The 22,822-nt window shown below is 69.6% G+C and carries 20 protein-coding genes; 8 read left to right on the top strand and 12 right to left on the bottom strand.

Annotation, left to right across the window (positions count from 1 at the left end; genetic code table 11):
- Positions 1–2 precede the first annotated feature (2 nt).
- The 7 genes from QNO14_RS02125 to QNO14_RS02095 all read right to left on the bottom strand — a co-directional run bounded on the left by QNO14_RS02125 (position 3) and on the right by QNO14_RS02095 (position 7,233).
- Positions 3–809 (bottom strand): BtpA/SgcQ family protein, encoded by an 807-nt coding sequence (locus QNO14_RS02125; protein ID WP_257494869.1) that lies wholly within the window; start codon positions 807–809, stop codon positions 3–5.
- Positions 810–862: 53 nt separating this feature from the next.
- Complete coding sequence (locus QNO14_RS02120) at positions 863–1,495, bottom strand: DAK2 domain-containing protein (RefSeq protein WP_257494870.1); 633 nt, start codon at positions 1,493–1,495, stop codon at positions 863–865.
- 1 nt (position 1,496) lies between these two features.
- Positions 1,497–2,498: a dihydroxyacetone kinase subunit DhaK gene (locus QNO14_RS02115; protein ID WP_257506582.1), complete on the bottom strand. Its 1,002-nt coding sequence runs from the start codon at positions 2,496–2,498 to the stop codon at positions 1,497–1,499.
- Positions 2,495–3,607 carry an ABC transporter permease gene (locus QNO14_RS02110; RefSeq protein WP_257506581.1) on the bottom strand — a complete coding sequence of 371 codons (1,113 nt, stop codon included), beginning with the start codon at positions 3,605–3,607 and terminating at the stop codon, positions 2,495–2,497. The genes QNO14_RS02115 and QNO14_RS02110 overlap by 4 nt, the downstream gene beginning before the upstream one ends.
- On the bottom strand, positions 3,604–4,623 hold the full coding sequence (locus QNO14_RS02105) for an ABC transporter permease (protein WP_257494873.1): 1,020 nt from the start codon (positions 4,621–4,623) through the stop codon (positions 3,604–3,606). Before QNO14_RS02105 ends, QNO14_RS02110 begins: the two co-directional genes overlap by 4 nt.
- Positions 4,623–6,119: a sugar ABC transporter ATP-binding protein gene (locus tag QNO14_RS02100; protein WP_257506580.1), complete on the bottom strand. Its 1,497-nt coding sequence runs from the start codon at positions 6,117–6,119 to the stop codon at positions 4,623–4,625. The genes QNO14_RS02105 and QNO14_RS02100 overlap by 1 nt, the downstream gene beginning before the upstream one ends.
- 76 nt (positions 6,120–6,195) lie before the next feature.
- Positions 6,196–7,233, bottom strand: coding sequence for an autoinducer 2 ABC transporter substrate-binding protein (locus tag QNO14_RS02095; protein WP_257506579.1), 1,038 nt, complete (start codon positions 7,231–7,233; stop codon positions 6,196–6,198).
- A gap of 195 nt (positions 7,234–7,428) precedes the next feature.
- Here QNO14_RS02095 and QNO14_RS02090 point away from each other — a divergent pair, with 195 nt between their 5' ends.
- From QNO14_RS02090 to QNO14_RS02055, 8 genes are all read left to right on the top strand, one after another.
- A complete protein-coding gene (locus tag QNO14_RS02090) occupies positions 7,429–8,178 on the top strand; it encodes a DeoR/GlpR family DNA-binding transcription regulator (RefSeq protein ID WP_257494876.1) in 750 nt (249 codons plus the stop codon).
- 140 nt (positions 8,179–8,318) lie between these two features.
- Positions 8,319–9,074, top strand: coding sequence for a cohesin domain-containing protein (locus tag QNO14_RS02085; protein ID WP_257506578.1), 756 nt, complete (start codon positions 8,319–8,321; stop codon positions 9,072–9,074).
- A gap of 77 nt (positions 9,075–9,151) precedes the next feature.
- Positions 9,152–10,969 (top strand): amidase family protein, encoded by a 1,818-nt coding sequence (locus QNO14_RS02080; protein ID WP_257506577.1) that lies wholly within the window; start codon positions 9,152–9,154, stop codon positions 10,967–10,969.
- 174 nt (positions 10,970–11,143) lie between these two features.
- Positions 11,144–11,935: a response regulator transcription factor gene (locus QNO14_RS02075; protein ID WP_257506576.1), complete on the top strand. Its 792-nt coding sequence runs from the start codon at positions 11,144–11,146 to the stop codon at positions 11,933–11,935.
- A gap of 28 nt (positions 11,936–11,963) precedes the next feature.
- A complete protein-coding gene (locus QNO14_RS02070; protein ID WP_257506575.1) occupies positions 11,964–13,619 on the top strand; it encodes a sensor histidine kinase in 1,656 nt (551 codons plus the stop codon).
- Positions 13,616–14,749 (top strand): hypothetical protein, encoded by a 1,134-nt coding sequence (locus tag QNO14_RS02065; RefSeq protein ID WP_257506574.1) that lies wholly within the window; start codon positions 13,616–13,618, stop codon positions 14,747–14,749. The genes QNO14_RS02070 and QNO14_RS02065 overlap by 4 nt, the downstream gene beginning before the upstream one ends.
- The gene (locus tag QNO14_RS02060) at positions 14,749–15,765 is read left to right on the top strand and encodes a glycoside hydrolase family 6 protein (RefSeq protein WP_257506573.1); all 1,017 of its coding nucleotides are present in this window, start codon (positions 14,749–14,751) and stop codon (positions 15,763–15,765) included. The genes QNO14_RS02065 and QNO14_RS02060 overlap by 1 nt, the downstream gene beginning before the upstream one ends.
- An 87-nt stretch (positions 15,766–15,852) precedes the next feature.
- A complete protein-coding gene (locus tag QNO14_RS02055; RefSeq protein WP_257506572.1) occupies positions 15,853–16,899 on the top strand; it encodes a response regulator transcription factor in 1,047 nt (348 codons plus the stop codon).
- A 194-nt stretch (positions 16,900–17,093) separates the two neighbouring features.
- Here QNO14_RS02055 and QNO14_RS02050 read toward each other — a convergent pair whose 3' ends face one another.
- The 5 genes from QNO14_RS02050 to QNO14_RS02030 form a co-directional block, all read right to left on the bottom strand.
- Positions 17,094–18,551 carry a glycosyltransferase family 2 protein gene (locus tag QNO14_RS02050; RefSeq protein ID WP_374113995.1) on the bottom strand — a complete coding sequence of 486 codons (1,458 nt, stop codon included), beginning with the start codon at positions 18,549–18,551 and terminating at the stop codon, positions 17,094–17,096.
- A 2-nt stretch (positions 18,552–18,553) separates the two neighbouring features.
- Positions 18,554–19,330 (bottom strand): fructose 1,6-bisphosphatase, encoded by a 777-nt coding sequence (locus QNO14_RS02045; RefSeq protein WP_257506571.1) that lies wholly within the window; start codon positions 19,328–19,330, stop codon positions 18,554–18,556.
- Between the two features lie 756 nt (positions 19,331–20,086).
- Positions 20,087–20,785: an endonuclease/exonuclease/phosphatase family protein gene (locus tag QNO14_RS02040; RefSeq protein WP_257506570.1), complete on the bottom strand. Its 699-nt coding sequence runs from the start codon at positions 20,783–20,785 to the stop codon at positions 20,087–20,089.
- 145 nt (positions 20,786–20,930) lie between these two features.
- Positions 20,931–21,797, bottom strand: a complete 867-nt coding sequence (gene truA / locus QNO14_RS02035) for a tRNA pseudouridine(38-40) synthase TruA (protein ID WP_257506569.1) — start codon at positions 21,795–21,797, stop codon at positions 20,931–20,933.
- A gap of 34 nt (positions 21,798–21,831) precedes the next feature.
- Positions 21,832–22,677 (bottom strand): universal stress protein, encoded by an 846-nt coding sequence (locus tag QNO14_RS02030; protein ID WP_257506568.1) that lies wholly within the window; start codon positions 22,675–22,677, stop codon positions 21,832–21,834.
- Positions 22,678–22,822 lie beyond the last annotated feature (145 nt).

Below are 22,822 nucleotides of genomic sequence, written 5' to 3'. Positions count from 1 at the left end.
GATCAGCGAACGGCGATCGCGACGCTCATGAGATCCTTCACGCGCGCGACGTCAACGTCGTTCTCGAACTTGCCGTCCTTCTTGAAGAACGTGCCGACGATGCCCGCGTCGGCGAACTGGATGCTCTCCTCCAGCGTGTCCGGCCGCACCCCCGTGTTGACGAAAACCGGCACCGACCCGGCATGCTCCTTCACCGTCTTCAGCGTCGAGGTGTCGGTTGGAGCGCCCGCCGTCAGACCCGACACGCACAGTCCGTCGGGCACGCAGTTGAACACCGTGGACCGGGTGAGCTGAGCCAGATCGCGCGCGGCGACGTACGACGCCGCCTCGGGAACGATGTTGAACAGCAGCCGCACCTTCTCGGCATCCACCGTCAGCCGGTGCCGCGCGGTGCGGCCGACGTTCGTGTCCCACATGCCGAAGTCGCTCGCGTACACACCGGTGAACACCTCGCGCACGAACGCTGCACCGGTGGCGACGGCGAGGTCGATCGACGCAACGGCATCCCAGAGCACGTTGACGCCGAACGGCACCGCGAGCTGGTCGCGGACCTCGCCGATCACGCGCGCCATGCTGATCGCCGTGATCGGGTCGGTGTGGGTCAGGTAGGGCAGGCTGAACTCGTTGGAGATGAGGATGCCGTCCACTCCGCCTTCCTGCAGCGCGCCGATCTCCTTGCGCGCATGCGCGATGATCCCCTGCATGCCCACCGACTTGTCGAAGCCGGGATCGCCCGGCAGCGCCGGAAGATGGCACATGCCGATGATCGGCTTGCGGACAGGAAAGACCTCATCGAGCCAAGTACTCACGGGGAGAACCGCCTTCGGTTGCGTGATGGAAAAGGGTTGGGGAATGGAGCGGTTCAGTCCGCGCCCGCCGCCGCAGGGGACGTCGCACGCCACGACTCGACGAACCGCAGCAGCGCGGTCGCGCCAGGGTCCGCTTTGCCGATGCTGCGCTCCTGGAGCCACGAGGCGCGGCCGCGCCGGGACTGCAGGCCCTTCGTGCGCTCCACGGCGTCGTCGGCAGCTCTGACTGCGGCGTTCACCGCTACCTCGGCATCGACCTGCCCGACGAGCGCGTCGGCGACAGCGGCCAGTCCGTCGTAGATCGTCTTGTCACCGAGCTGTGTCTTGCCGCGTTGCGAGATGCTGGTGCCCGCAGCGTCTGCGAAGCGCTGCGCGTCGTCGATCGTGATCTCGGAGACGTCGGCCCAGACCCGCGATCCAGCCAGCAGCGCCCCCGCGACCAGCGCCGCCATCGTCGAGGGGTTCGCATTGGCGAACGCCTTCGCCGACGCGCGCGCGATCTCGGTCGGCGTTGTCTCGGCAGGCAATGCCTCCAGAGCATCGATCACCGCGGTGGACCCGGCGGAGATCGTGATGCCGAGGTCACCGTCGCCGAGAGCCTGGTCGAGTTCGCGCAGCTCGTCGGCTGAGTCGATGAGCACGGCGAGGCTCTCACGAATGCGAGCGTTCAGCTCAGCGGCGTTCATGTCAGCTCTCCTCGAAGAAGGGGGACTTCGCGGGCGCTTCGAGCAGCGCGAGGCGCTCGTCGTCCAGATGAAGCAGTGAGATCGATGCGCCCGCCATCTCGAGGCTGGTGGCGTACTCCCCCACATAGTTCTTGACGATCTCGATGCCCAGGTCCGCCAGCATCAGGTGCGCCTTGCGGTACAGCACGTACAGCTCTTCGAGGGGCGTCGCACCCATCCCGTTGACGAGCACCGCGACACGCGCGCCGGAGCGGAGACCGAGGTCGTCGACGAGCGCCTGGACGAGATGCTCGGCGATCTGGTCCGCGGATTCGAGCGGACCGCGCCGGATGCCCGGCTCGCCGTGGATGCCGATGCCGATCTCCATCTCGCCGTCGGGAAGATCGAAGCTCGGCTGGCCGGTCATCGGCATGATCGTGGGCGCAAGACCGATCCCCATCGTCGCCGTGTGGGCGACGACGTCTTCGGCGATCTCGGCGACCCGCTCGAGCGAGTCTCCGCGCTCTGCGGCGGCACCGGCCGCCTTGTAGGCGAAGAGGATGCCGGCGACGCCGCGTCGGTCGGCCGCCCGCTCCTTCGGCTGGCTCGCGACGTCGTCGCGACCGAGCACCGTGCGGGTCGGGATGCCTTCCAGGTCGGCCAGGTCGGCCGCGAGGTCGAAGTTGAGGACGTCGCCGCCATAGTTGCCGTAGAGGTACAGCACGCCGGCTCCCCCGTCCACGGCTTTGGTCGCTTCGAAGATCTGCTCCGGGCTCGGGGAGCTGAAGACGTTGCCGATCGCGACGCCCGAGCAGAGGCCCTTTCCGACATAGCCCTTGAAGAGCGGCAGATGCCCGGAGCCCCCACCGGTGACGATCCCGACCTTTCCCTGCTGCGGGGCGTCCGCGCGCACCAGCACTCGCAGGTCGTCACCCGGCGTCTTCACCAGTCCGGGATGCGCGAGCAGGATGCCCTGCACGAACTCGTCGACGAACGCCTCCGGCTCGTTGATGATCTTCTTCACTTGGCTCGTTCCTTTCCGCGACGCGGGATCGCCGGGTCGCCCGTCTCACTCGGTGTCGGCGGCGGCACTTTGCGACGTCGCCGGAACTTCAGCTGGTCGAACACCATGACCGCGATCAGCAGCACGCCCTGGGCGATGGCGTACTCGTAGGCCGACAGTCGCATCGCCGTGAATCCGCTCGAGACCACCTGCAGTGTCAGGGTGGCGAGGATCACGCCGAGCACCGTGGCGAAGCCGCCGTTGGGATTCGTGCCGCCCAGCACGGCGATCACGATTGCAAGCAGCACGTAGCTGGATCCGTAGTCCGCGCTCGCCGACGGGTTGCGGGCGAGGAAGACGAGTCCGGCGAGGCCCCCCAGCACGCCGCTCACGACGTAGGTGAGCATGAGGGTCGACCGGCTGCTGATGCCGGAGTAGCGTGCGGCGACCGGGTTGGCTCCCTGCAGCTGGATCTTGCGGCCGATCGCGGTGCGGTTGATCACCACGGCGATCACGACGGCCGCGAGGATCAGCACGAGGAAGAGCACCGGCACCCCGACAAGGGTGGCTTTGCCGATCGCCGTGACGGCGGGAGGCGCTCCCGAGATCGTCACACCACCGGTCCACACCAGCGCCAGGCCGTTGAACAGCTGCATCGTCCCGAGCGTGGTGAGGATGGGTGTGACCCCCACCACGCTGATCAGCACGCCGTTGACCGCGCCCAGCAGTGCTCCCATCCCCAGGCCGGCGAGCACGAACAGCAGCGAGAGCGAACCCGCGACCTCTGGCCCCGCACCTGCGGCGACGGCGGTGTAGAGCGACGACACCGTGATCGCGGACATGTTCGCGATGGCCACGACCGACAGGTCGATGCCGCCGGTGAGCATGGCGATCATCATCGCGAGCGAGATCAGCCCGATCTCGGGCGCTCCGACGCCGATGTTCTGCAGGTTGATGGGGTTGAGGAACACGCGCGGGTTGAGGAGCGCGAACAGCGCGAAGACAGCGATGAGCAGCAGGACCATACGGCCGGTGCCTCGCTGCACCTGCACCCGAGAGATGAGCTTCGCGAGCGGCCGGTCAGCCGCGTTGCCTGCGGCGGATCGGCTCTGCGTATTCAGATCGCTCATGCGCGGGCCACCTCCTCTTCGAGCAGCACCGGGGTCTTGCGCGCCCGCATCGCCGTGAGGGCCTGGATGCTGACGCCGATGATCAGCAGAACGCCGACGGCCGCACGCTGCCAGGTGCTCGGGATGCCGATGAGCACCAGGTTGTTGTTGATGAGCTGCACCAGCACGACACCGAGCACCGTCCCGAGCACCGAGCCGCGGCCGCCGAAGATCGATGCGCCGCCCAACACCACCGCAGCGATGATGTCGAGCTCGGTGCCGACCAGCGACTGCGGATTCGCGTTCTTGCCGAGTATCACGGCGACCACTCCGCCGAAAGCGGCGAGCGCGCCGACGAGCACGTAAAGCAGTACCTGCGTGCGAACGACCTTGATGCCCACGCGCCGTGCCGCCTCGATGTCGCCGCCGATGGCGAAGATGCTGCGACCGAACGCGGAGTACTTCAGCATCCACCACACGAGCACGGTGATCATGACGACCGGCACGAGCATGCCGTGGAGGTACCCGGCGCCCGGGACGTCGACCAGGTGGGCGTCACCGGCCGCCGACACGCTCGGGGGAAGCTTGGCCGCCGAGATGTACGCCGATCCGATGTACGTGAGCAGGATCCCTCTCACCACGCCCTGCGTGCCGAGCGTGACGATCAGCGTGGGCAGTCGGAATCGTGCGATCACGACGCCGTTGAGCAGTCCCCAGAGGGCGCCGATCACCAGCGCGATGGCGAAGACACCCACGAGCGTGGGATCGAAGCTCGCCTGGTTCGACCAGCTGACGGTCGTATAGGCCGCGAAGATCGCGATCGCGGGGAACGACACGTCGATGCCGCCGGAGATCATCACGAGGAGAACTCCGAGCGCGAAGATGAGAGGGACGAGCGAGCTGCGCGCCAGCCCGAAGAAGGTGCCGGGAGTGAAGAACACCGGGCTGGCGATCGACATCGCGATGACCACCACGACGATCACCGCCGCCAGCACTCCCTCGTTGTTCGGCCCCCGCAGCCGCCCCAGCATCTCCATCAGGCGGTCATCCTTTCCTGAATGGCATCCAGGGTGATGTCCGCACCGGCCATCTCCGAGACGATGCGCCCCGCTCGGACGATCAGCACCCGGTGGCAGCTCGCCACCAGTTCGGGGATGTCGTCAGAGATCACGATGATCCCCATCCCCTCAGCGGCCTGCGCGCGGAGGATCGAGAAGATCTCCTCCTTCGAGCCGATGTCCACCCCGACGGTGGGGCCGTTGAGCATGAGGACAGCCGGCTTGCGGTCGAGCCACTTGGCGATGACGACCCGCTGGGCGTTGCCCCCCGAAAGGCTCCGGACGGGGGCCTGCACGTTGGGGGCCTTGATCCGCAGGCGCGCGAAGAGGTCTCTCATCGAACGCGCGATGCGCTTGCGGTCAAGCAGCAGCATCTTGCCGCGGTAGGAATCCAGCGACGCGGCCACCATGTTGTCGGCGATGGACTTGTCGAGGAAGAGTCCCTGGGTCAGGCGGTCTTCCGGCACGTACCCGATGCCCGCGCGCACCGCGTGGGATATCGACCGAATGCGACGGGTCTCGCCGTTGACCGCGACCGTTCCTGTGTCTGCGGGTTCGACGCCGAAGATCGCCTCCGCGATCTCGCCCCGCCCCGAGCCCAGCAGACCCGTGATGCCGAGGATCTCGCCGCTCTGCACGGCGAAGCTGACATCCTCGAAGGCCCCCTCACGGCCGAGACCGTCCACCGCCATGAGAGGCGGCTGGTCGAGAGGCAGGTCGTCGACCAGGCGCTCCTCACCGACATCACGGCCGGTCATCGCCTTCGCGATGCTGCGCCCGGTGTATTCGGATGCGAGCCCGGATGCGACGACCTGGCCGTTGCGGAGCACCGTCACTCGCTGCGCGATCTGCAGCACCTCGTCGAGCTTGTGGCTGACGAACATGATCGCCACCCCGCGCTCCTGCAGCCGTCTCACGATGGCGAACAGGCGCTGCACCTCGGAGTGCGTCAGCGCCGTGGTCGGCTCGTCCATGATGAGAACGCGGGCATCGCCCACGAGCGCGCGACAGATCGCGATCAGCTGCCGGTCGGCGACCGAGAGGTGCTCGACGTCGGCATCCAGATCGATGTTCAGCCCGAGCTCGGCGACGATGCTCTCGGCCGCAGCGCGGATGCGGCGACGGGACGACAGCTTGCGTCGGGCCGTGAGCTCGCTGAGCATGGCGATGTTCTCCGCGGCGGTGAGGTTCGGGAACAGCGAGAAGTCCTGGTAGATCACCTGGATGCCGGCGCGGATCGCGCCGCTCGGCGTGGTGTGGCCCAACGTCTGGCCATCGAGCACCATCACGCCGGAGTCAGGTCGCTCCACGCCGCTGATGATCTTGATGAGTGTGGACTTACCGCTGCCGTTCTCTCCCGCGAGGCAGTGCACTTCGCCGGGATCGAGCGTCAGCGAGACGCCGCCGAGCGCGCGGACACCGCCGTAGATCTTGACGATGTCCCGCACCTCAAGCGCAGGTTCGACGGAGCTCATGCGTGTCGGCACCCTTCAGTCGCGACGCGGGAGGGCACCTGGTGGCACTCTCCCGCGTCGACCGATGTCGGATCGATCAGAAGTCGTACTCGTCGACGTTGTCGGCATCCACCGCGACACCCGCATCGCCCGCGAAGACGTTGTCGTAGCCGTCGAGCTTGACCAGCGATTCGTATCCGGGAATACCGAGGTCCGTCCCCTCTTCGATCGTCTCGCCGTCGAGGAGGATCTGTGCGATCTGCAGCTGAGCCTTGCCCGCCAGCGCGGGGTCCCAGAAGAAGATCTTGTCGATCGCCCCGCTCGCCAGGTAGCTCTCGGCCACGGACGGAATGGACGTGCCCATCACGCACACGGTGTCGCTCTTACCCGCTTCTTCTACGGCCCGTGCGATGCCCACGACGTCCGTACCGGCGGAACCCTGGAAGCCCTTGATGTCGGGATACTTGGCCAGAAGCTCCTTGGCCTTGTTGTAGGCGACCTCTTCGTCCTCTTCCGACTCGATCGGATCTTCCAGGCGGGTCATCTCGGAGAAGTTGGCCGTCTGGTTCTCTTCGGCGCCTTGCACCCACTCGCTGTGCGATCCGTTGGTGAGCCGGCCGACGAATTGCACGTAGCCGCCTTCCTCGTCCATGCACTGAGCGAGGTTGTCCATGATCTGCGACCCGTACGCCTTGTTCTCGAACGCCTCGATGTCGATGTCGACGTTGTCGATTCCCGCGGCCTCGTGGGAGACGACGATGATGCCCTTGTCGCGGGCCTCACCCAACACCGTGGCCAGCCCGGCCACGTCATTGGGGACGACGGTGATCGCCAGGGGCGACTGGGCGATGAGGTTTTGGATGATGTCGACCTGACCCTCGTTGGTCGCCTCGGCGGGTCCTTCCTGGCGCGCGTCGATTCCTGTCTCAGCGGCCCACTCGTCGACGCCGACCTCCATGCGGTCGAACCAGCCGATCCCCGTTGCTTTGACGACCGTGACGTACGCGCCTTCTGCGGCGGCGTCGCCACCCCCCGTCGCGTCTCCCCCACCGTCGCCGGCGGTGGTGCCGCAGCCGGCGAGCGCGAAGACAGCGGTCCCCGCGAGCAGGGTCATGGCAAACCTGTTGCGATTCATGCTCACTCCTTCGTGATCGGACCTTCGCGTTGCTGCGTGAAACCGAGGGTCGTTTCGCCGAAGGTAGCCATGCACCTGCGCGATTGTCAATGCCCTCACGCGCACAATCGCGCAGTCCTGCCGATTCGCTGCGTGAAATTGCGCACCTCCCCCGGATAGAGTGGTCCGATCCCTACCTACGAGGAGCGCAGAGCGATGTCGCGACAGGCTCAGATTCTTGAGCTGCTGGCGGAGCAGGGCTTCCAGTCCGTTGCGTCCCTCGCGGACGCCTTCGGCGTGACCGCGTCCACGATCCGCCGCGACCTCGACCAGCTCGAGGCGCGTGAACTCATCCAGCGCACGCACGGCGGCGCCCTCCCCAGCCCTCAGTACGGGGCGCCCTTCGATCTGAAGAGCACTCTGCACCGCAAGGAGAAGGTCGCCATCGGCAAGGCCATGGCTGACCGCATCCTCGACGGCCAGACGGTGTTGATGGACAGCGGTACGACGACGCTCGAAGTCGCGCGACATCTGGCAAGCTCCCGGGTGACGATCGTGACGAACGATTTGCAGATCGGCCTCGTGGTGGCTGAGCGCCAGCGCGCGAATCTGGTGTTCATCGGCGGGGAGCTGCTTCCGAACGACGTGTCGATGTGGGGCCCCACGTCCGTTCAGCAGCTGCAGAACCTGCGCGTCAACGTGGCGATCCTCGGGTGCGACACCGTGCTCGATGACGGTTTGTACAGCACGTCCAGCTACGAGATCGAGCTCAAGCGAACGATGCTCTCCATCGCGGGCGAGGCATTCTTCGTCGCGGACAGCACCAAGTTCGGTCGCGAAGCCCTGTTCAAGTGCTTCGACCTCTCGTCCTTCACTGCGGGGATCACGGACTCGCACCTCGACCCCTTGCGCGCCGCGACCTTCCCCGTTCCTCTCATCCGGGCGACCATCGACGACACGGCCTGACGGCGATGCCGGTAACACGCGGAAACGACCGCGAAATCTGGCACTGAAAGAGTCCTGAAAACCCCCTAGGGACGCGCTGGCGCGACAAGCACCGGGTGCGTGCGTCGGCAGTCCTCCACCGAGGAAGGACCTGCTTTCGCATGCCTGAAACCAACCCCTCCGCGCGACCTCGTCGCGCCCGAACCCGAGCGCTGGCGCTGCTCACCGCAGCCCTCGCTGTCTTCGGCGGCTCGCTCGCGCTGGCTCCCGCAGCCCACGCTGCCACCGGCGTCACCGTCACCGCTCCCGGGGCGGTCACCGCCGGCGACACCGTCACCGTGACAGTCGCCGCCGAGGCCGGTGCCGACCTGTTCGCCTACGACCTCACGCTCGGGTACGACCCCACCCTGCTGGCCTTCGCCGCCGGCAGCGAGACCTATCCCACCGGCGGCTACGGCGCGGTCACCGAATCCTCCGGCACCGTCACGTTCACGAACACCCGGCTCGGCACGTCGCCCGGCCTCGCGGGAACGCACGACCTCGTGACGTTCTCGTTCACCGCGGTCGGCTCGGGCTCGGCGACGATCAGCGTCGACGACGGTACATTCCTCGACTCGGCGAGCGCTTCTCAGCCGCTGCCTGAGGCAGTGACGACCACGGTCGAGATCGCCGCGGCACCGGTGACGCCCAGCCCCACCCCCGCCCCGGGTGCTCCGGGCGCGGGCGCGCCGGCCGCAGGCGAGGGTGCTGCCGATGACGCAGCGGCATCCGACCCCGCAGGCAACTCGGCGGGGTCGCTGGCCACTACTGGTGGCGACGTCGTGATGTGGATCGTCGTGGGTGCCGCGGGCGTGGGGCTGGTCGCGCTCGGTGTGGTGCTGATGGTGCGGCGTCGGCGCGCGGAGGTCGAGGCGTGAGCGGGGGTCGGGCGTTTCGTCTCGGGCGCGTTGCGCCCTCGCTCAACGACCGGGGGGTCAACCATCGGAAGGGAAACATGAACACCAAGCGCACCCGCGGCGTGGTCGCCGCGGCGGCCGTGCTGGGCACCGTCGGCGCCCTGGGCGTGAGCCTGCCGGCATCCGCCGTCGCCCCGAGCGTCGCCCCCCTGCTGGCGCCGTACTTCACCGAACTCGACCTCACCGGCGACGATCAGGTGACCACCGCCGACCTCGACGTCGCGGCATCCGCCCTCGGCATCACGAGCGGCGCGGCGGATTGGACCGACGTCGCGGTCATCGACACCAACGCCGACGGGAGGATCACCGTCGCCGACCTCGCCGACCTCGCGCAGCGGATGATCTACGACGACGGACCGTTCCAGCTGGTCGAGGCCTCGGTGCTCGACATGCAGGCCGCCATGAACGCCGGAGTCACCACCTCGGTCGAGATCACGCAGGGCTACATCGACCGCATCGCCGCCTACGACGACGCGCTCGTCGACTCGGCGCCCGGCGGTCGTCCGCTCAACTCGATCATCACCGTCGGCGCTGCGGCCCTCGAAGCGGCTGCGGCCGCCGACGCCGAACGCGCCGCCGAGGGGATGACGAGCATGCTGCTGGGCGTGCCCATCGCGGTGAAGGACAACTACAACACCGTCGACATGGTCACCACCGGCGGCTGCGGATGCTGGAACGACAACCAGACCGCGACCGACGCCTTCATGGTGAAGGGCCTGCGCGACGCCGGGGCCGTGATCCTCGCCAAGGCGAGCCTCGACGAATTCGCCTACGGGTTCGCCTCGGAGTTCTCGTCGTTCCACGAGGCAGGCACCTCCACGCTCGTCGCGAGCCCCTACTTCACCGACCGCACTGCGGGCGGATCGAGCGGCGGCACGGGCGCGGCGATCGCCGCGAACCTGGCGGGCATCGGCTTCGGCACCGACACCGGCGGGTCGATCCGCGTGCCGTCGTCGTACAACCAGCTGGTGGGTGTGCGTCCGACGGTGGGCCTCGCCAGCCGTGACGGCATCATCCCGCTCGCACTCAGCCAGGACACCGGCGGCCCCATGACCCGCAGCGTGATCGACGCGGCGGTGGCAATGGATGCCGTCGTCGGCATCGACCCCGCCGATGCCGTCACCTCGCGGCAGCAGGGCCAGGTGCCGGCGTCGTACACCTCTTATCTCGACCCCGGCGCCCTCGCCGGCGCCCGCATCGGATACGTCGCCTCGATGATCGGCGGCAACCCCACGACCGTGCGGCTGTGGGAGGAGACGAAGGCGACGCTCGAGTCGCTGGGCGCCACCGTGGTGGAGGTCGCGGGATCCGCCGACCTCGACACGGTGCTGGGCGAAGGCAGCGGCAGCACGATCGAGTTCAAGCGCGACCTGAACGGGTACATCGAGACGCACCTGGCGCCGAACGTGACGGCACGCAGCATCGACGCGATCCTCGAGGGCGGCAACTACGTCACCTCGCGGCAGCGGGTGTACGCGCAGCGCAATGCGGTGACCGAGGAGGAGTACCAGGCGTGGGCGGGGCCCACCGGGACCCACACCACCGTGCTCGCCCAGGGCAAGACGCTGGTGACCGGCATGCTCGACGGCCTCGAGCTCGACGCCCTCATCTACCCGTCGGGCACCCCCTACGGCACGCAGGGCACCAACCTGCGCCTCAGCCCCAACACCGGCATGCCGTCGGTGACGGTGCCGATGGGTCAGGCCGTCGAGGGTGAGCAGCTCCCGGGCGCGAACGTCAACATCGAGTTCCTCGGTCGCGACTTCACCGAGGGCACGCTGCTGGGGCTCGCCTACGCCTTCGAGCAGGCCACGCACCACCGCACGGCCCCCGCGCTGTACCCCGCGCTGGACTGACCGCCAGCGCCTGCGGCATCCGTCGAGTCTGGCGGATGTCGCAGGCGCGCAAGCCACCGGTCGCCGTCGCCTCGGATCTCTGCCGCCAGCTGATTACCGCTGTCGCCACCTTCTGGCACAATCGGACTCACTGAACGGATGCTGTGGGGTCCGTTACGCCAGTGAGGGGGACACGTGGCGCACACTGCTTCGCCGAGGGCCGTCGTCATCGATGACGACGCCGATGTTCGGCATCTGCTTGTGGAGATTCTGACCAGTGCGGGTTTCGCCGTCACCGCCGCAGAGAACGGCGCCGATGGGGTCGCGGCCGTGCTGGCACACGATCCGGTCATCACGACCGTCGACGTCGACATGCCCGGCATCGACGGCTTCGAGACGACGCGGCGCATCCGCGCGAACGGCAACGACACCTACATCGTGCTCATCACCGCGCTCACCGATGAGGCCGACATCGTGCTGGGCTTCGGCGTCGGCGCCGACGACGTGGTCGTCAAGCCCTTTCGGGCGCGCGAGCTGCGTGCGCGGCTGCTGGCGATGCTGCGGCGCCCGCGCACCGCCGAGACAGCGGCGGCACCGGGCTCCGGCGAGCGCCCCACGCCGGGCGGCTTCACCCCGACCGACATCGTGCGGCTCGACGGGCTACGGCTCGACCGCGACACCCGCACCGTCACCGTCGACGACGTCGACGTGCCGCTCACCCGCACCGAGTTCGAGCTGCTGGCGACGATCCTCGAATCGGGGCGACGGGTGCGCAGCAAGGCCGACCTCGTGCTCACCCTGCACGACGAGACGTATCTCGATCCGGCCCGCGTGAGCGACGCTGATGTGCGCGCCATCGAAGCGCACATGACCAACCTGCGCCGCAAGCTCGGCGACAGCGTGCACCAGCCCCGTTTCATCGAAACGGTGCGCGGTGCCGGCTACCGGGCCATCGCCGGAGACGAGGGAGAGGAAGGCGACGAATAGGCGTCGCGGCCGTCGATACACTGACCCCATGGCGGCCGCCCCCCAACCCGAAGCGCCGCCGCGCTACGACAGCGCACCCAGCAGGTGGAGCGACACCCGAACGCGGTCCATCTGGCAGTGGCAACTGGTGCTCGCCGTCGCCGTCGCGGCGATCGCCGTCATGGTCGCGCTGCTGACACCGACCACCTTCACGCGCGTCGTCTTCGATGCCGGCGTGGGGCTGCTCATCCTCGTCAGCGCGGCGACCATCGCCGTGCCGTGGCACCGGTTCGGTCGCGCGGCCGTCGCCCTCGTGCCCGGGCTCGACATCGTCGCGATCGGCCTCATGGCCGCCGGCAGCGACGGCATGCTGACCATTCTCTGGGTCTTCCCGGTCGCCTGGTTCGCCACCTACTACACGCTCCCGTGGCTCGTGGCCGCGCTGTCGGCCATCGCCGTGATCCTCACCATCGACACGCTCATCGCCGAGGTCACGCCGACGCGGACGCTGCAGGTGACGGTCGTGCTGCTGTCCCTCGTCTTCATCGGGCTCACGATCGCCACCGGCTCGCGCCGCACCCGGGCGTTCAGCCGACTGCTCTCGCGTCAGTTCACCCAGCTGGAGCGCACCCTGCGTCGCGTCGAGGCGCAGGAGAAGCGGGCGATGGCCCTGTTCAACTCGGTGGACACCGCTCTCGCCCGCGTCGACCGCCGCGGCGTCATCCGCAGCTCCAACCACGCCTTCCAGCGCCTGTACTCGGTGGACGACGCGACCCACCCCCACCCGACGGCGGCGGTGGAGTACGACGCATACCGCGGCAGCCCCCTGCCGCCGCACGACACGATGATCTCGCGCGCTGCCCGCGGCGAGCTGTTCGAAGACCGTCGCATCTGGCTCTTCGACGGCGAGGGACGCTGGCACGCGCTCGACGTCACGACGAGCGCCGTCGTGTCGACCGCCGACGAGCGCGAGGTGACGCTCCTGTCCGTCCGCGATGTCACCGCCGCTGTCACCGCGCAGGAGGAGAAGAGGACGATGACCAGCGTCGTCTCCCACGAGCTGCGCAACCCGCTCACCGCGATCATCGGACACGTCGACCTGCTTCTGGACCGTGACGGTCTGCCGCCCGATGTCATCGAGAAGCTGACCGTGGTCGAGAACGCCGGCCAGCGCATGGAGCGGCTGATCGCCTCGGTGCTCGAGAAGCACAAGCCGACCGCCCCGGCCGCCGAGACGGTCGACCTGCGCCGCGTCGCCGCGGCATCCGTCGACGCCTTCCGCCCGGCAGCGCAGAACGCCCAGCTCACGGTCGACGCCGCCCTCGATGCCGACCTCTTCGTCAGCGGCGATGCCTTCCGCCTTCGTCAGGTGCTCGACAACCTCATCGGCAACGCCGTGAAGTACACCCCCCGGGGCGGGCACATCCGCGTGGACGGCCGCCGGGTGCAGGGCGAGGTGCGCCTCGCCATCTCGGACTCCGGCATCGGCATGGCCGCCGCCGACATCGACCGCATCTACGAGCCGTACTTCCGCGCCCAGAGTGCCCGCGACAGCGGCGCGCCGGGCACGGGGCTCGGCATGGTCATCACGCGCGAGATCGTCGAGCAGCACGGCGGCCGGCTCGAATTCACCAGCGCCCTCGGGCGCGGAACGACCGTCGTGCTGCACCTCGCAGCGCATGACGAGGAAAGGACCACCCCGTGATCGACCCGACGATCGGCGTGGTGCTCGTGGCCCTGTCGACGGTGAACACCGCCGTCATGATCGGCCTCGGGTTCTTCCGCCGGCCCAGCCGAGCCAGCGCCATCTGGAGCATCGCCTTCATCCTGGCGATGGTGACGTCGTACGGCTGGGTGGCCGCCGACGTCACCGGCTCGCCGACGCTGCGCGCCGGGTGCGCCGGCGGCCTGCTGGGAGCGACGCTGCTCGTCTGGTCGGGCGTCCGCGCATGGCGGGGCAAGCGCCCGTTCGTCGGGGTGGCCGCCGGAGTGACCGCGGTGTTCTGCATCGCCCTGCCGCTCGCGGCCGGCAACGACGTGTTCGGGCTCGTCTTCCGCGTCGTGTTCGCCGTGGGGGCGGCATTCGCCGCTCTCACCCTGGCCGAGCTCGTGAAGATCGGCCCGCACCTGCGCCACGAGACCATGCCGCTCGCGCTGGCATCCAGCGGCTTCATCCTCTTCGGCACCCTCAGCGTGGTCGACGCCGTGCTGCAGGGCCCGCCCGCCGCCGGCTCCGACGGACTCGACCTCATCCGCAACCTCAACTCGATGGGGTCGATCGTCTATGGGACCGCTGCCCTGATCACCGTGCTGCTGTTGACCCGGGAGGGCGCGCCGACCCAGCGCGCCCCGAAGACGGCGTCGCCCTTCCGCGCGGTCGCCGAAGACCGGCTGCGCCGTGCCGAGGCGCTCGGCGACAAGTGGTGGTGCTTGCTGGACATCCGGCTCGACGACCCGGTCGACCTGCGCGAAGCCTTCAGCGCCACCGACTTCGCCCGTGTGGCCGACCGGTTCGCGCGCGATGTGCGCGCCGTGCTTCCCGCCGATGCCGACATCGTGAGCCAGGATGCCGCCCACATCACGGTGCTGCTCCCCCGCCCCGAGGGCGCGGTGCGGCAGCTGCTGTCGCGGCTGCTCGACCGCGTCGCCACCCCCGACCCGGCCCAGCCGATCGCGGTGCGGGTGTCGGCGAGCATCGGCTGGGCCGGTGTGGACGTCGTCGGGTACGACCTCGACGAGTTGCTCGCGGCGGCACGTCTCGCCGGCGCGGAGGCGCAGCGCAGCGGCGGCGACCGCTGGGAGCGCGTGTCGGCCGCGCAGCACTCCCCCCGCTGATGCGGGGGCGTCGTGCACGCCCGCGCCGGCCACGGCCGCGCCGGGCCGTCATCGTCGTCGTCGCCACCGGGGTCGTCATCGTGCTGGGAGTGCTCACCGTGGTGGGGATGCTCATCACCCGGGCAGCGCAGGCCCGGAGCGCTCAACCGCCCGGGGTCGGCACCACGCTCGTCGTGGCATCCGACTCCCGCGCCGTGCAGGCGGCCGACGATGCCACCGCATCCGCCGAGCAGCGCGCGGCGGCCGCGTACCTGGCCGAGCAGCCGACGGCGTACTGGCTGACGCCCGAACGCGATCCGATCGGAGAGGTCCGGGAACGCATCGCGCACCTCGCCGCGCAGGCCCGCGAGCAGAACGCGTCGCTGGCGGTGGTCGTCTATGGCCTCCCCGGCCGCGACTGCGGCGGCTTCTCGGTCGGCGGACTCGACGACGCGGACTACGCCACCTGGACCGAGGAGATCGGCACGGCACTCGCCGGTGCGCGCGACGTGCAGCGCATCGTGCTGCTGGAACCCGACAGCCTGGCCCTCGCCCCCGAGTGCGGTGACCTCGACGACCGCGCGCGACAGCTCACCGCAGCCGTGGAGCGTCTGCAGGGGGACAACACCTGGATCTACCTCGACGCGGGGCACTCCGACTGGCACTCACCCTCGGTCATGGCCGACATCATCGCCGGCACCGGACTGCTCGAGCGCGTGCGGGGCTTCGCCACGAACGTGTCGAACTACAACTCCGCCGCCGAGGAGTTCGCGTACGCCCACGCCCTCGCCGCCGAACTCGGCGGGGGCCATGCCGTCGTCGACACCTCGCGCAGCGGCGCCGGGACGAACGGCGAGTGGTGCAACGCGACCGGCCGCCTCATCGGCGAACCGGGCGGCGCATTCGGCGACGAGGTCGTCGACACGAACCTGTGGGTCAAGCCTCCCGGCGAGAGCGACGGCACGTGCAACGGCGGCCCGCCCGCCGGGCAGTGGTGGGCGGATGCCGCGGTGGAGCTCACGCGCGATGTGCGGTGAAGCGGTGTGCCGCACAAGGAATGCGGATGCGGGTCGCGGCATGTGTAGCATGAGCAAGATCCCCCCGTTTCCCCGAGGTTTTCCTACATGAGTGATCTGACAACGCCCGTCAAGACGGCGGTGATCGTCGAGGACGACCCCGACATCCGGCATCTGCTCGTCGAAGTACTGGAGGCCATGGGGTTCTCCACGGTCTCGGTGGGCAACGGCATCGACGGGGTGCGGGCAGTGCTCTCGTACCAGCCGCTCATCACGACCCTCGACGTGACCATGCCCGGCATCGACGGGTTCGAAGCCGCCCGCCGCATCCGTGAGCAGAGCGACACGTACATCATCATGCTCACGGGCCTCGAAGAGGAGGCCGATGTCGTGCTCGGCTTCGGGTCGGGTGCCGACGAGTACATCAACAAGCCGTTCCGCCCCCGCGAGCTGCGCGCCCGCATCGAGGCGCTCCTGCGCCGCCCGCGGATCGGCGGCAACGCGCCCGCCGCACCCCGCCAGGACCAGGTGGGCCCGTCGTTCCCCGGAGCCCGGCGGGCGCCCTCGACGGGCGCGGCGATGCGGCCCGCGCCGCCGGAGACGATGGTCGAGTACAGTCCGCATCCGGGCGCCCTGGTGGGGTCGGGTGTCGGTGCCGCGGCGGGATCCGCGACGGGGGCGGCATCCGCTCATCCGGTGCAGCCGGAGCGCTCCCGGCTCGGCGCCGCCGGCGATTCCCGCCCGGTTGTCGTCGCGGCCACGGAGGGCCCGCAGTCCGGCGACGCCCTGGCCACGCAGCAGACGGTGGCGGCGCGGGGCGCCGAGACGCTGGTCCACCGGGACCTCGAGCTCGATCCGTCGACGCGCATCGCGGTGGCAGCCGGCCTGCAGCTGGAGCTCACCCGTACCGAGTTCGACCTGCTCTCGACGCTGATGGAGTCGAAGCGGCGCGTCCGCAGCAAGGCCGATCTGACCCTGGTGCTGCGCGGGGAGTCGTACGTGACGAGCTACTACGTCGGCGAGGCCGACAAGCGGGCCATCGAGGCGCACATGACGAACCTGCGCCGCAAGCTCGGCGACAACCCCTCGAACCCGCGCTACATCGAGACCGTGCGCGGCGTCGGCTACCGCATGACCTCGGAGGCCATGGCCTGACCCGTGCGGTGCCCGCGCGCCGTGCGGTGCGCGGCCCACCCACGGCCCACGCCCCGGTGAGACGAATGCTGGGCGCCGAGACGATGGTTGTTTCCCACTGTCTCGGCGCCCAGCATTCGTCTCAGCGACTTCTGGGTCGCGCGGTCGTAGTGCGGGCCGCGCCGCGACGGCCGCGCGCGGCGCAGGGAGACGCGTCAGACGGCGTAGCCCTGGTGGCGCCGCAGCAGCTTGAACACCATCCCGAGGGTCTGCAGCACCGTGACGATGCCGACGACCGGCCAGCCGATCCACAGGATCGTCGACTGCACCCCCGGTCCCAGCATCGACCAGATCGCGCCCATCGCGACGATCACCGCGATGAGCAGCACGAGTGGCATCCAGTGGGCTGAGCCGCCGCCGCGCTCCGCGCGCGCCTGCATGGCCCAGTTGTCCACCCTCTTACGGGAGAGGAACCGGGTCCACGACCGCAGGAAGTGGCTGATGCGGATCCACATGAAGATCTCCGCGGGAAAGAGCAGCGCGGCGAACGCGATGTCGCGGCCGTTGCGGTTCTTCATCGAGTAGGCGACACGCAGGTTCAGCAGCGTCGCGACGACCGGCGGGATCAGCCACAGCGGCGAGAAGATGAAGGCGCCGATCGACAGCGATCCGGCGAGCAGCGACAAGAAGGCCACGCGCACGAACAGATTCGTCAGCATGCCGAGGTTCTCCCACCAGCGCAGCCGCAGGTTCGGATGGAACGGCTGCCCCTTGGTGTCGCCGCGCTGCCCTGGCCACATGAGCTCGATCGATCCGTAGGTCCACTTCACCTGCTGGGCGTCGTACCCGCGCAGGGTGGTCATGCCTCCGACGTCGGCGCGGGCGAAGGGGCTGATCTTGGTGAGGTAGCCGGCGCTCTTGATCTGCAGCGACAGCAGCGAGTCCTCGACCTCGCTGTCCTTCACCCAGGGGCTCGTCTGGTGGTTCGCCGTCATCACCTGCCGCAGGGCCGTGGTGGAGAAGATCGAGAGCTGTCCCCCGAGCACCGCCATGTTGCGCCCCCGCAGCAGGTTCTGCAGGTTGAAGGCGGCGAACTGGGTGCGCTGACCGGCGATGAGGAACTTCGCCACGAGCCCCTTGATGGGACGGTCATCGATCGAGTAGATCGCCGAGATGCCGCCGATGCGCGAGTCCGACATCGCTTCGGTCTCGAGGTACTCCACGGCGTGCGGGTCGGCCATCGTGTCGCCGTCGACCCCCAGCAGGTAGTCGTACCCCTCGACCAGCGCGTAGCCGTAGTTCAGCGCGCCGACCTTCTTGTCGGGGTTCTGACCGATGTCGTGCACGAACACCTCGGTGAACTGCTGACCCAGATCGGTCGTGATCTCGTGCGGGCCGGCGAACTGGGAGGCGATCTTGACCGTGGCATCCGTCGTGTTGTTCACGACGACGTGGATCACGTCCGGCACACGCGTCTGCGCGAGCAGCGACTGCAGCACCGCGCTGATCGACTCCTCCTCGTTGTAGGCGGGGATCACGCAGCCGATCGTCGAGCGGTGACCCGTCGCGTTCTCGAGCACCGCGGCGAAGTCGTCGGCGAGCGCCGACGGTCCGGCCGGCAGCGGAGCGGACAGCTCGGTGGATGCCGACGGCCGCTGGCCGCTGTACGCCAGGGTCACGGCGTGGGGCCTTCGCTGGAGCCCCCGGCGCCGGAGCCGGTGCTGGTTTCGGCGTCGGCCTCGGCCTCGGCCTGCGGGAAGATCGTAATGGGGAGCTGGTGGTAGACCGTCTGCTGCGCGAACGACGTGTCGTCGTCGGCCGATCCCTCGACCCAGACCGACAGCTGGAACTGCAGGGTCACCCCGAACGTGTCGGGCGGCAGCTGGTTGATCGTCGTCTCGGGCACGTGCAGCCCGCCCTGGTAGCTGTTGAGCAGCAGCCCGCGCTCGGAGCGCAGCGTGTCGCTCGGCACGAGCGTGCGCGGGTCGGCCGCGAACTGGAAGGGCGTCGACACCTGGCCTCCGCTCTGCGCGGTCTGCGAGGTGATCGCGATCTGCGAGATGTAGACGCGGCGCTTCTGGGTGAGCACGGCCTTGTCGTCGACGCGGTGGTCGTACACATTGACGGCGAAGCCGAAGGTCTTCTCCCCCATCGGCATCCACTCGCGCGTGCGCTTGGGATCGGCAGCCCACACGTCGAGCCGCACCTCGAGGTCCTCGGCGACGTCGGAGGTAAGCGAGACGGAGCCGTCGTCGGTGAACAGCGACTCGAACGCGGTCTCGGGGTCTGCTGAGGGCACCGACACCTGCGACACGCTCTCGGTGCCGCCGGACGGGGCGCCGTTGAACGCCTCGAGCAGCGGGGTGCACCCGACCAGGGGCAGCGTGACGGCGAGCGCGAGGGCGAGCGCGGTGAGCGGACGGGCGGGACGGATTGAGCGGGGGGTAGCCATACGAGACCGTTCTGAGCGGGGCGCGGGGGCGCGCGTCGAGAGCCGACCGCGCACGGTTTCGGGTTCGTGGGGGGTCGGTGTCTGAAGCCTAGGTTCGCGCGTCGCCGCAGAATCGGCCGATGGCGGAGCCTTGCCCGTTTCTTGCGGCGTTCTTGTGGGAGCGATTCCAGGTCCTCGGCGCCGAAGGCAGCGGATGCCAGGGGGCGTTGTCCTACGCGTCTGTCGCCGTCAGCGCGGCGTGCGGGGCCAGGTCGGCGCGTCCGCCGCGCAGCGAGACGCTGATTGCCGGTCCCATCCGCGTCATCCGCGATGCGGAGTGCGCACCAGAACGGTCGTGACGGCCCCTGCCGGCCCCGTGAAGCCTCGAAAAGCCGGGTCCGACCTCAAGCCCCGCTCAACGAGCATGGCGGTGCCTGCGGCCCGCGGATGGCCGCACAGCGCCGATCGTCTCCCCGCAGACGCGCGCGTTTCCTGGGCGGCGGGGCGAAGTGCGGCGGAAACGAGCGGCCTGGGTGCGGTGGTTAGCTGAGATCCCCGCAGTTCTAGCGCAACTTTGGCGCAAGACGCTCAAGCGTCCTGCGGGGGCCGGTTCAATGGCGGAGTGGCGACGTGGGGATCGTCCCACAGGGGGAATGCTGTCAGCCGGCCGCGAAGGTGGGGGGTCCGGTCGGCTGCGGCATCCACGTGCGCGAGCGTGGCGTCGGGGGGCGCCACGCCGCGCACGTCAACACCCCGAACGACAACGGCGTCGCGCGCTCAGGCGGCGCCTTCGCTGGCTCGCGCCACCGCCGACGGCGTGGCCGTCACGAGGATCGGCAGGTGGTCGCTGCGGCCCTGCGGCAGCGTCGTGACCCGCTCGATGTCGAGGCCGACCGACGTGGCGAAGTCGTAGTGACCACGGAAGAACTTGTACCGCGTGTAGGTGCGCACGTCGCTGAGCGTCAGCTCGTAGCCCGCCTCGCGCACCCGCTGGCCCAGGTGCTCTTTGAACACCGGGTAGTTGTAGTCGCCGACCATGAGGATCGGCAGCGATTCACCGAGGTTCGCGAGCTCCGTCAGCGCCGCCTTGATCTGGTGACGGCGCAGCGAGTTGAGCGCCGTCAGCGGGGCGGCGTGGAACGACGCGACGATGAACTCGCGGTTGTTGTCGATGTCGCGCAGGCGCACGCCCAGCATGCGCTCCTCCGCGGGCTTCAGCACCCGATCGTGCAGCGACTTCTTGAGCGACATCGACCGCGCCTCGAGGGCGTGGAAGGTGTTGGCGCGGTAGTAGACCGCCAGCCCCAGCCGATTGCGGTGCGTGGAGCCGGCCAGCTTCAGCCCGCCGATCTGCGCGGGCAGCTCCGCCGTCACCGCTTCCTGCAGGCAGAGCACGTTGGCGCTGTGACGTTCGACCAGGTCCGCCAGCTCGCCGGCGGCACGATGTTTACGCAGGTTGTACGAGATCACTCTCATGGTGCTTCCAGCGTAGGCCTGCCGCCTGGCCTCCCGGTGACGGTTGCGCGTGCGTCGGCTGAGAGGTAACCCGCGCGGGCGGCGCCGGCGGGCGGGCGGGGTGCGCGCGCGGGCGGCGGCGGGCGGCGTGCGGGCGCTGCGGCCGCTACTCGGCGTCGCGGCGGTTGCGGGTCTGCGCGGCGCGGGCGGCGAGCAGGTCATCGGCCGGATACCCGACCTCGGTGAGCGTGAGCCCGCGCGCGGCGAGCACCTTGAACTCGCTGGTGCGCACGCCCTCGTCGCGCAGCTCGACGACGTCGGCCGGGCTCAGGCGTCCCTCCCCCACCGCGACGCACGCCCCGACGAGCGCGCGCACCATGCTGTGGCAGAAGGCGTCCGCCTTCACGTGTGCGATGAGCACGCCGGCGCCGTCGCGGCGCCACTCGAACTCGAGAAGCGTGCGGATCGTCGTCGCCTCGTCGCGCGGCTTGCAGTACGCCGCGAAGTCGTGAAGGCCGACGAGCGAGCGCGCGGCGGCATCCATCGCCGTCACGTCGAGGCCGGCGCGCACCGTGGTCGTGCGATGCCGCTCGAGCGGGTCGTACCCGGTGACCGTGTCGGCGATGCGGTACTCGTAGCGACGGCTCGTCGCCGAGAACCGGGCGTCGAATCCCTCCGGGGCGATGCTGGTGCGGCGCACCACGACGTCGGGGTACTGGCCCAGCACGCCCCCGATGCGGCCGGCGAGCGCCGCCACGCGCGCGGAGTCGTCGGCGCCGCCCTCGACGCCGTCGCCGCGGCCGCGACGGGCCTGCAGCCGGGCGACCTGCGCGTCGGTCAGATCGAGGTGCGCCACCTGACCGGTCGCGTGCACGCCGGCATCCGTGCGTCCGGCCACCACGAGCCGCGGCTCGCCGCCGAGGATGCGCGTGATCGCCTCTTCGATCGTCCCCTGCACGGTGCGCAGCTGCGGCTGCCGGGCCCACCCGCGAAAGTGCGTGCCGTCGTAGGCGATGTCGAGACGGATGCGCACCACGACAGCCTACTCAGCCGTCCCCGCGCCCCGCTCAGCGGGTGACGACGGTCACGGTCGCGAGGCGCTGCAGGACCTCGTGGCTGACGGATCCGAGCAGGAACCGCGCCAGCGCGTTGCGCCCATGCGTGCCGATCACCGCGAGCTTGGCGGTGGCCGCGAGGTCGTTGATGACCTCCGAGGGGTGGCCCTCGACCGCCTTCTCTTCGATGACGAGGTCGGGGTACTGCGACCTCAGACCCGCGAGCGACAGCGCCAGGCGCTCCTCGGCCGCGCGCTGCATGTTCGCGAGGTACAGGTCGGGATAGACCATGGGCGCCGTGCGCGGCGTGACGACGGGCGTCCAGACGCACACGGCCGTGAGCGGCTCACCCAGCCGGTCGGCTTCTGCGGCGGCGAAGCGGATCGCCCCCTCGGACACCGGCGAGCCGTCGACGCCGACCACCACGCCGCTGCGGTCGTGGATCTCGATGTCGGGCACGACCACCACGGGGCAGTGGGACCCCGCCACGATGCGGATGCCGTGCGCCCCGCGAGCAGGCCCCGACTCCGGCCCTCGGTAGTCGCTGCCGATGACCAGCAGCTCCGCCTTCTCGGATGCCGCCGCGAGCGCGGTGACGGGATTGCCGGCATCCACCCGCGTCGTCACCTGCACCCCCGAGCCGGCCACGCGCGCGGCCTCGTCTTCGAGCATGCGGTTGGTCGCGTCGAGCACCACATCCATCACGGCGCCTTCGCCGACGGTGCCGACGGCGCCGCCCACGACGCTCAGCAGCTCGACCCGGTGGCCGCGATGATGCGCTGCGCGGTCCACCGCCCAGTCGACGGCTCGGCGGGCGGCGGGAGCTCCCGTGACGCCCACGACGATCGTTTCGCTCATGTCAGCCTCCATCGGATCGCTGCGCCTGCCTCCATCGGACCGGTGCGCCTGCGGCCAGCCTACGGCGCGACACCCCCGCGCGTCCCGGGGTCGGCCGTGGATATCCTCGGCCGGCCCCGTGGCGCGGTGTGCTGGTGACCGCGCG

Origin of the sequence: Microbacterium sp. zg-Y625 (assembly GCF_030246925.1) — a bacterium.
In the GTDB taxonomy this organism is placed as follows: Bacteria; Actinomycetota; Actinomycetes; order Actinomycetales; family Microbacteriaceae; genus Microbacterium; species Microbacterium jiangjiandongii.
The sequence above is the reverse complement of the archived record's forward strand: the minus strand, read 5'-3'. Positions and strand labels throughout refer to the sequence as shown.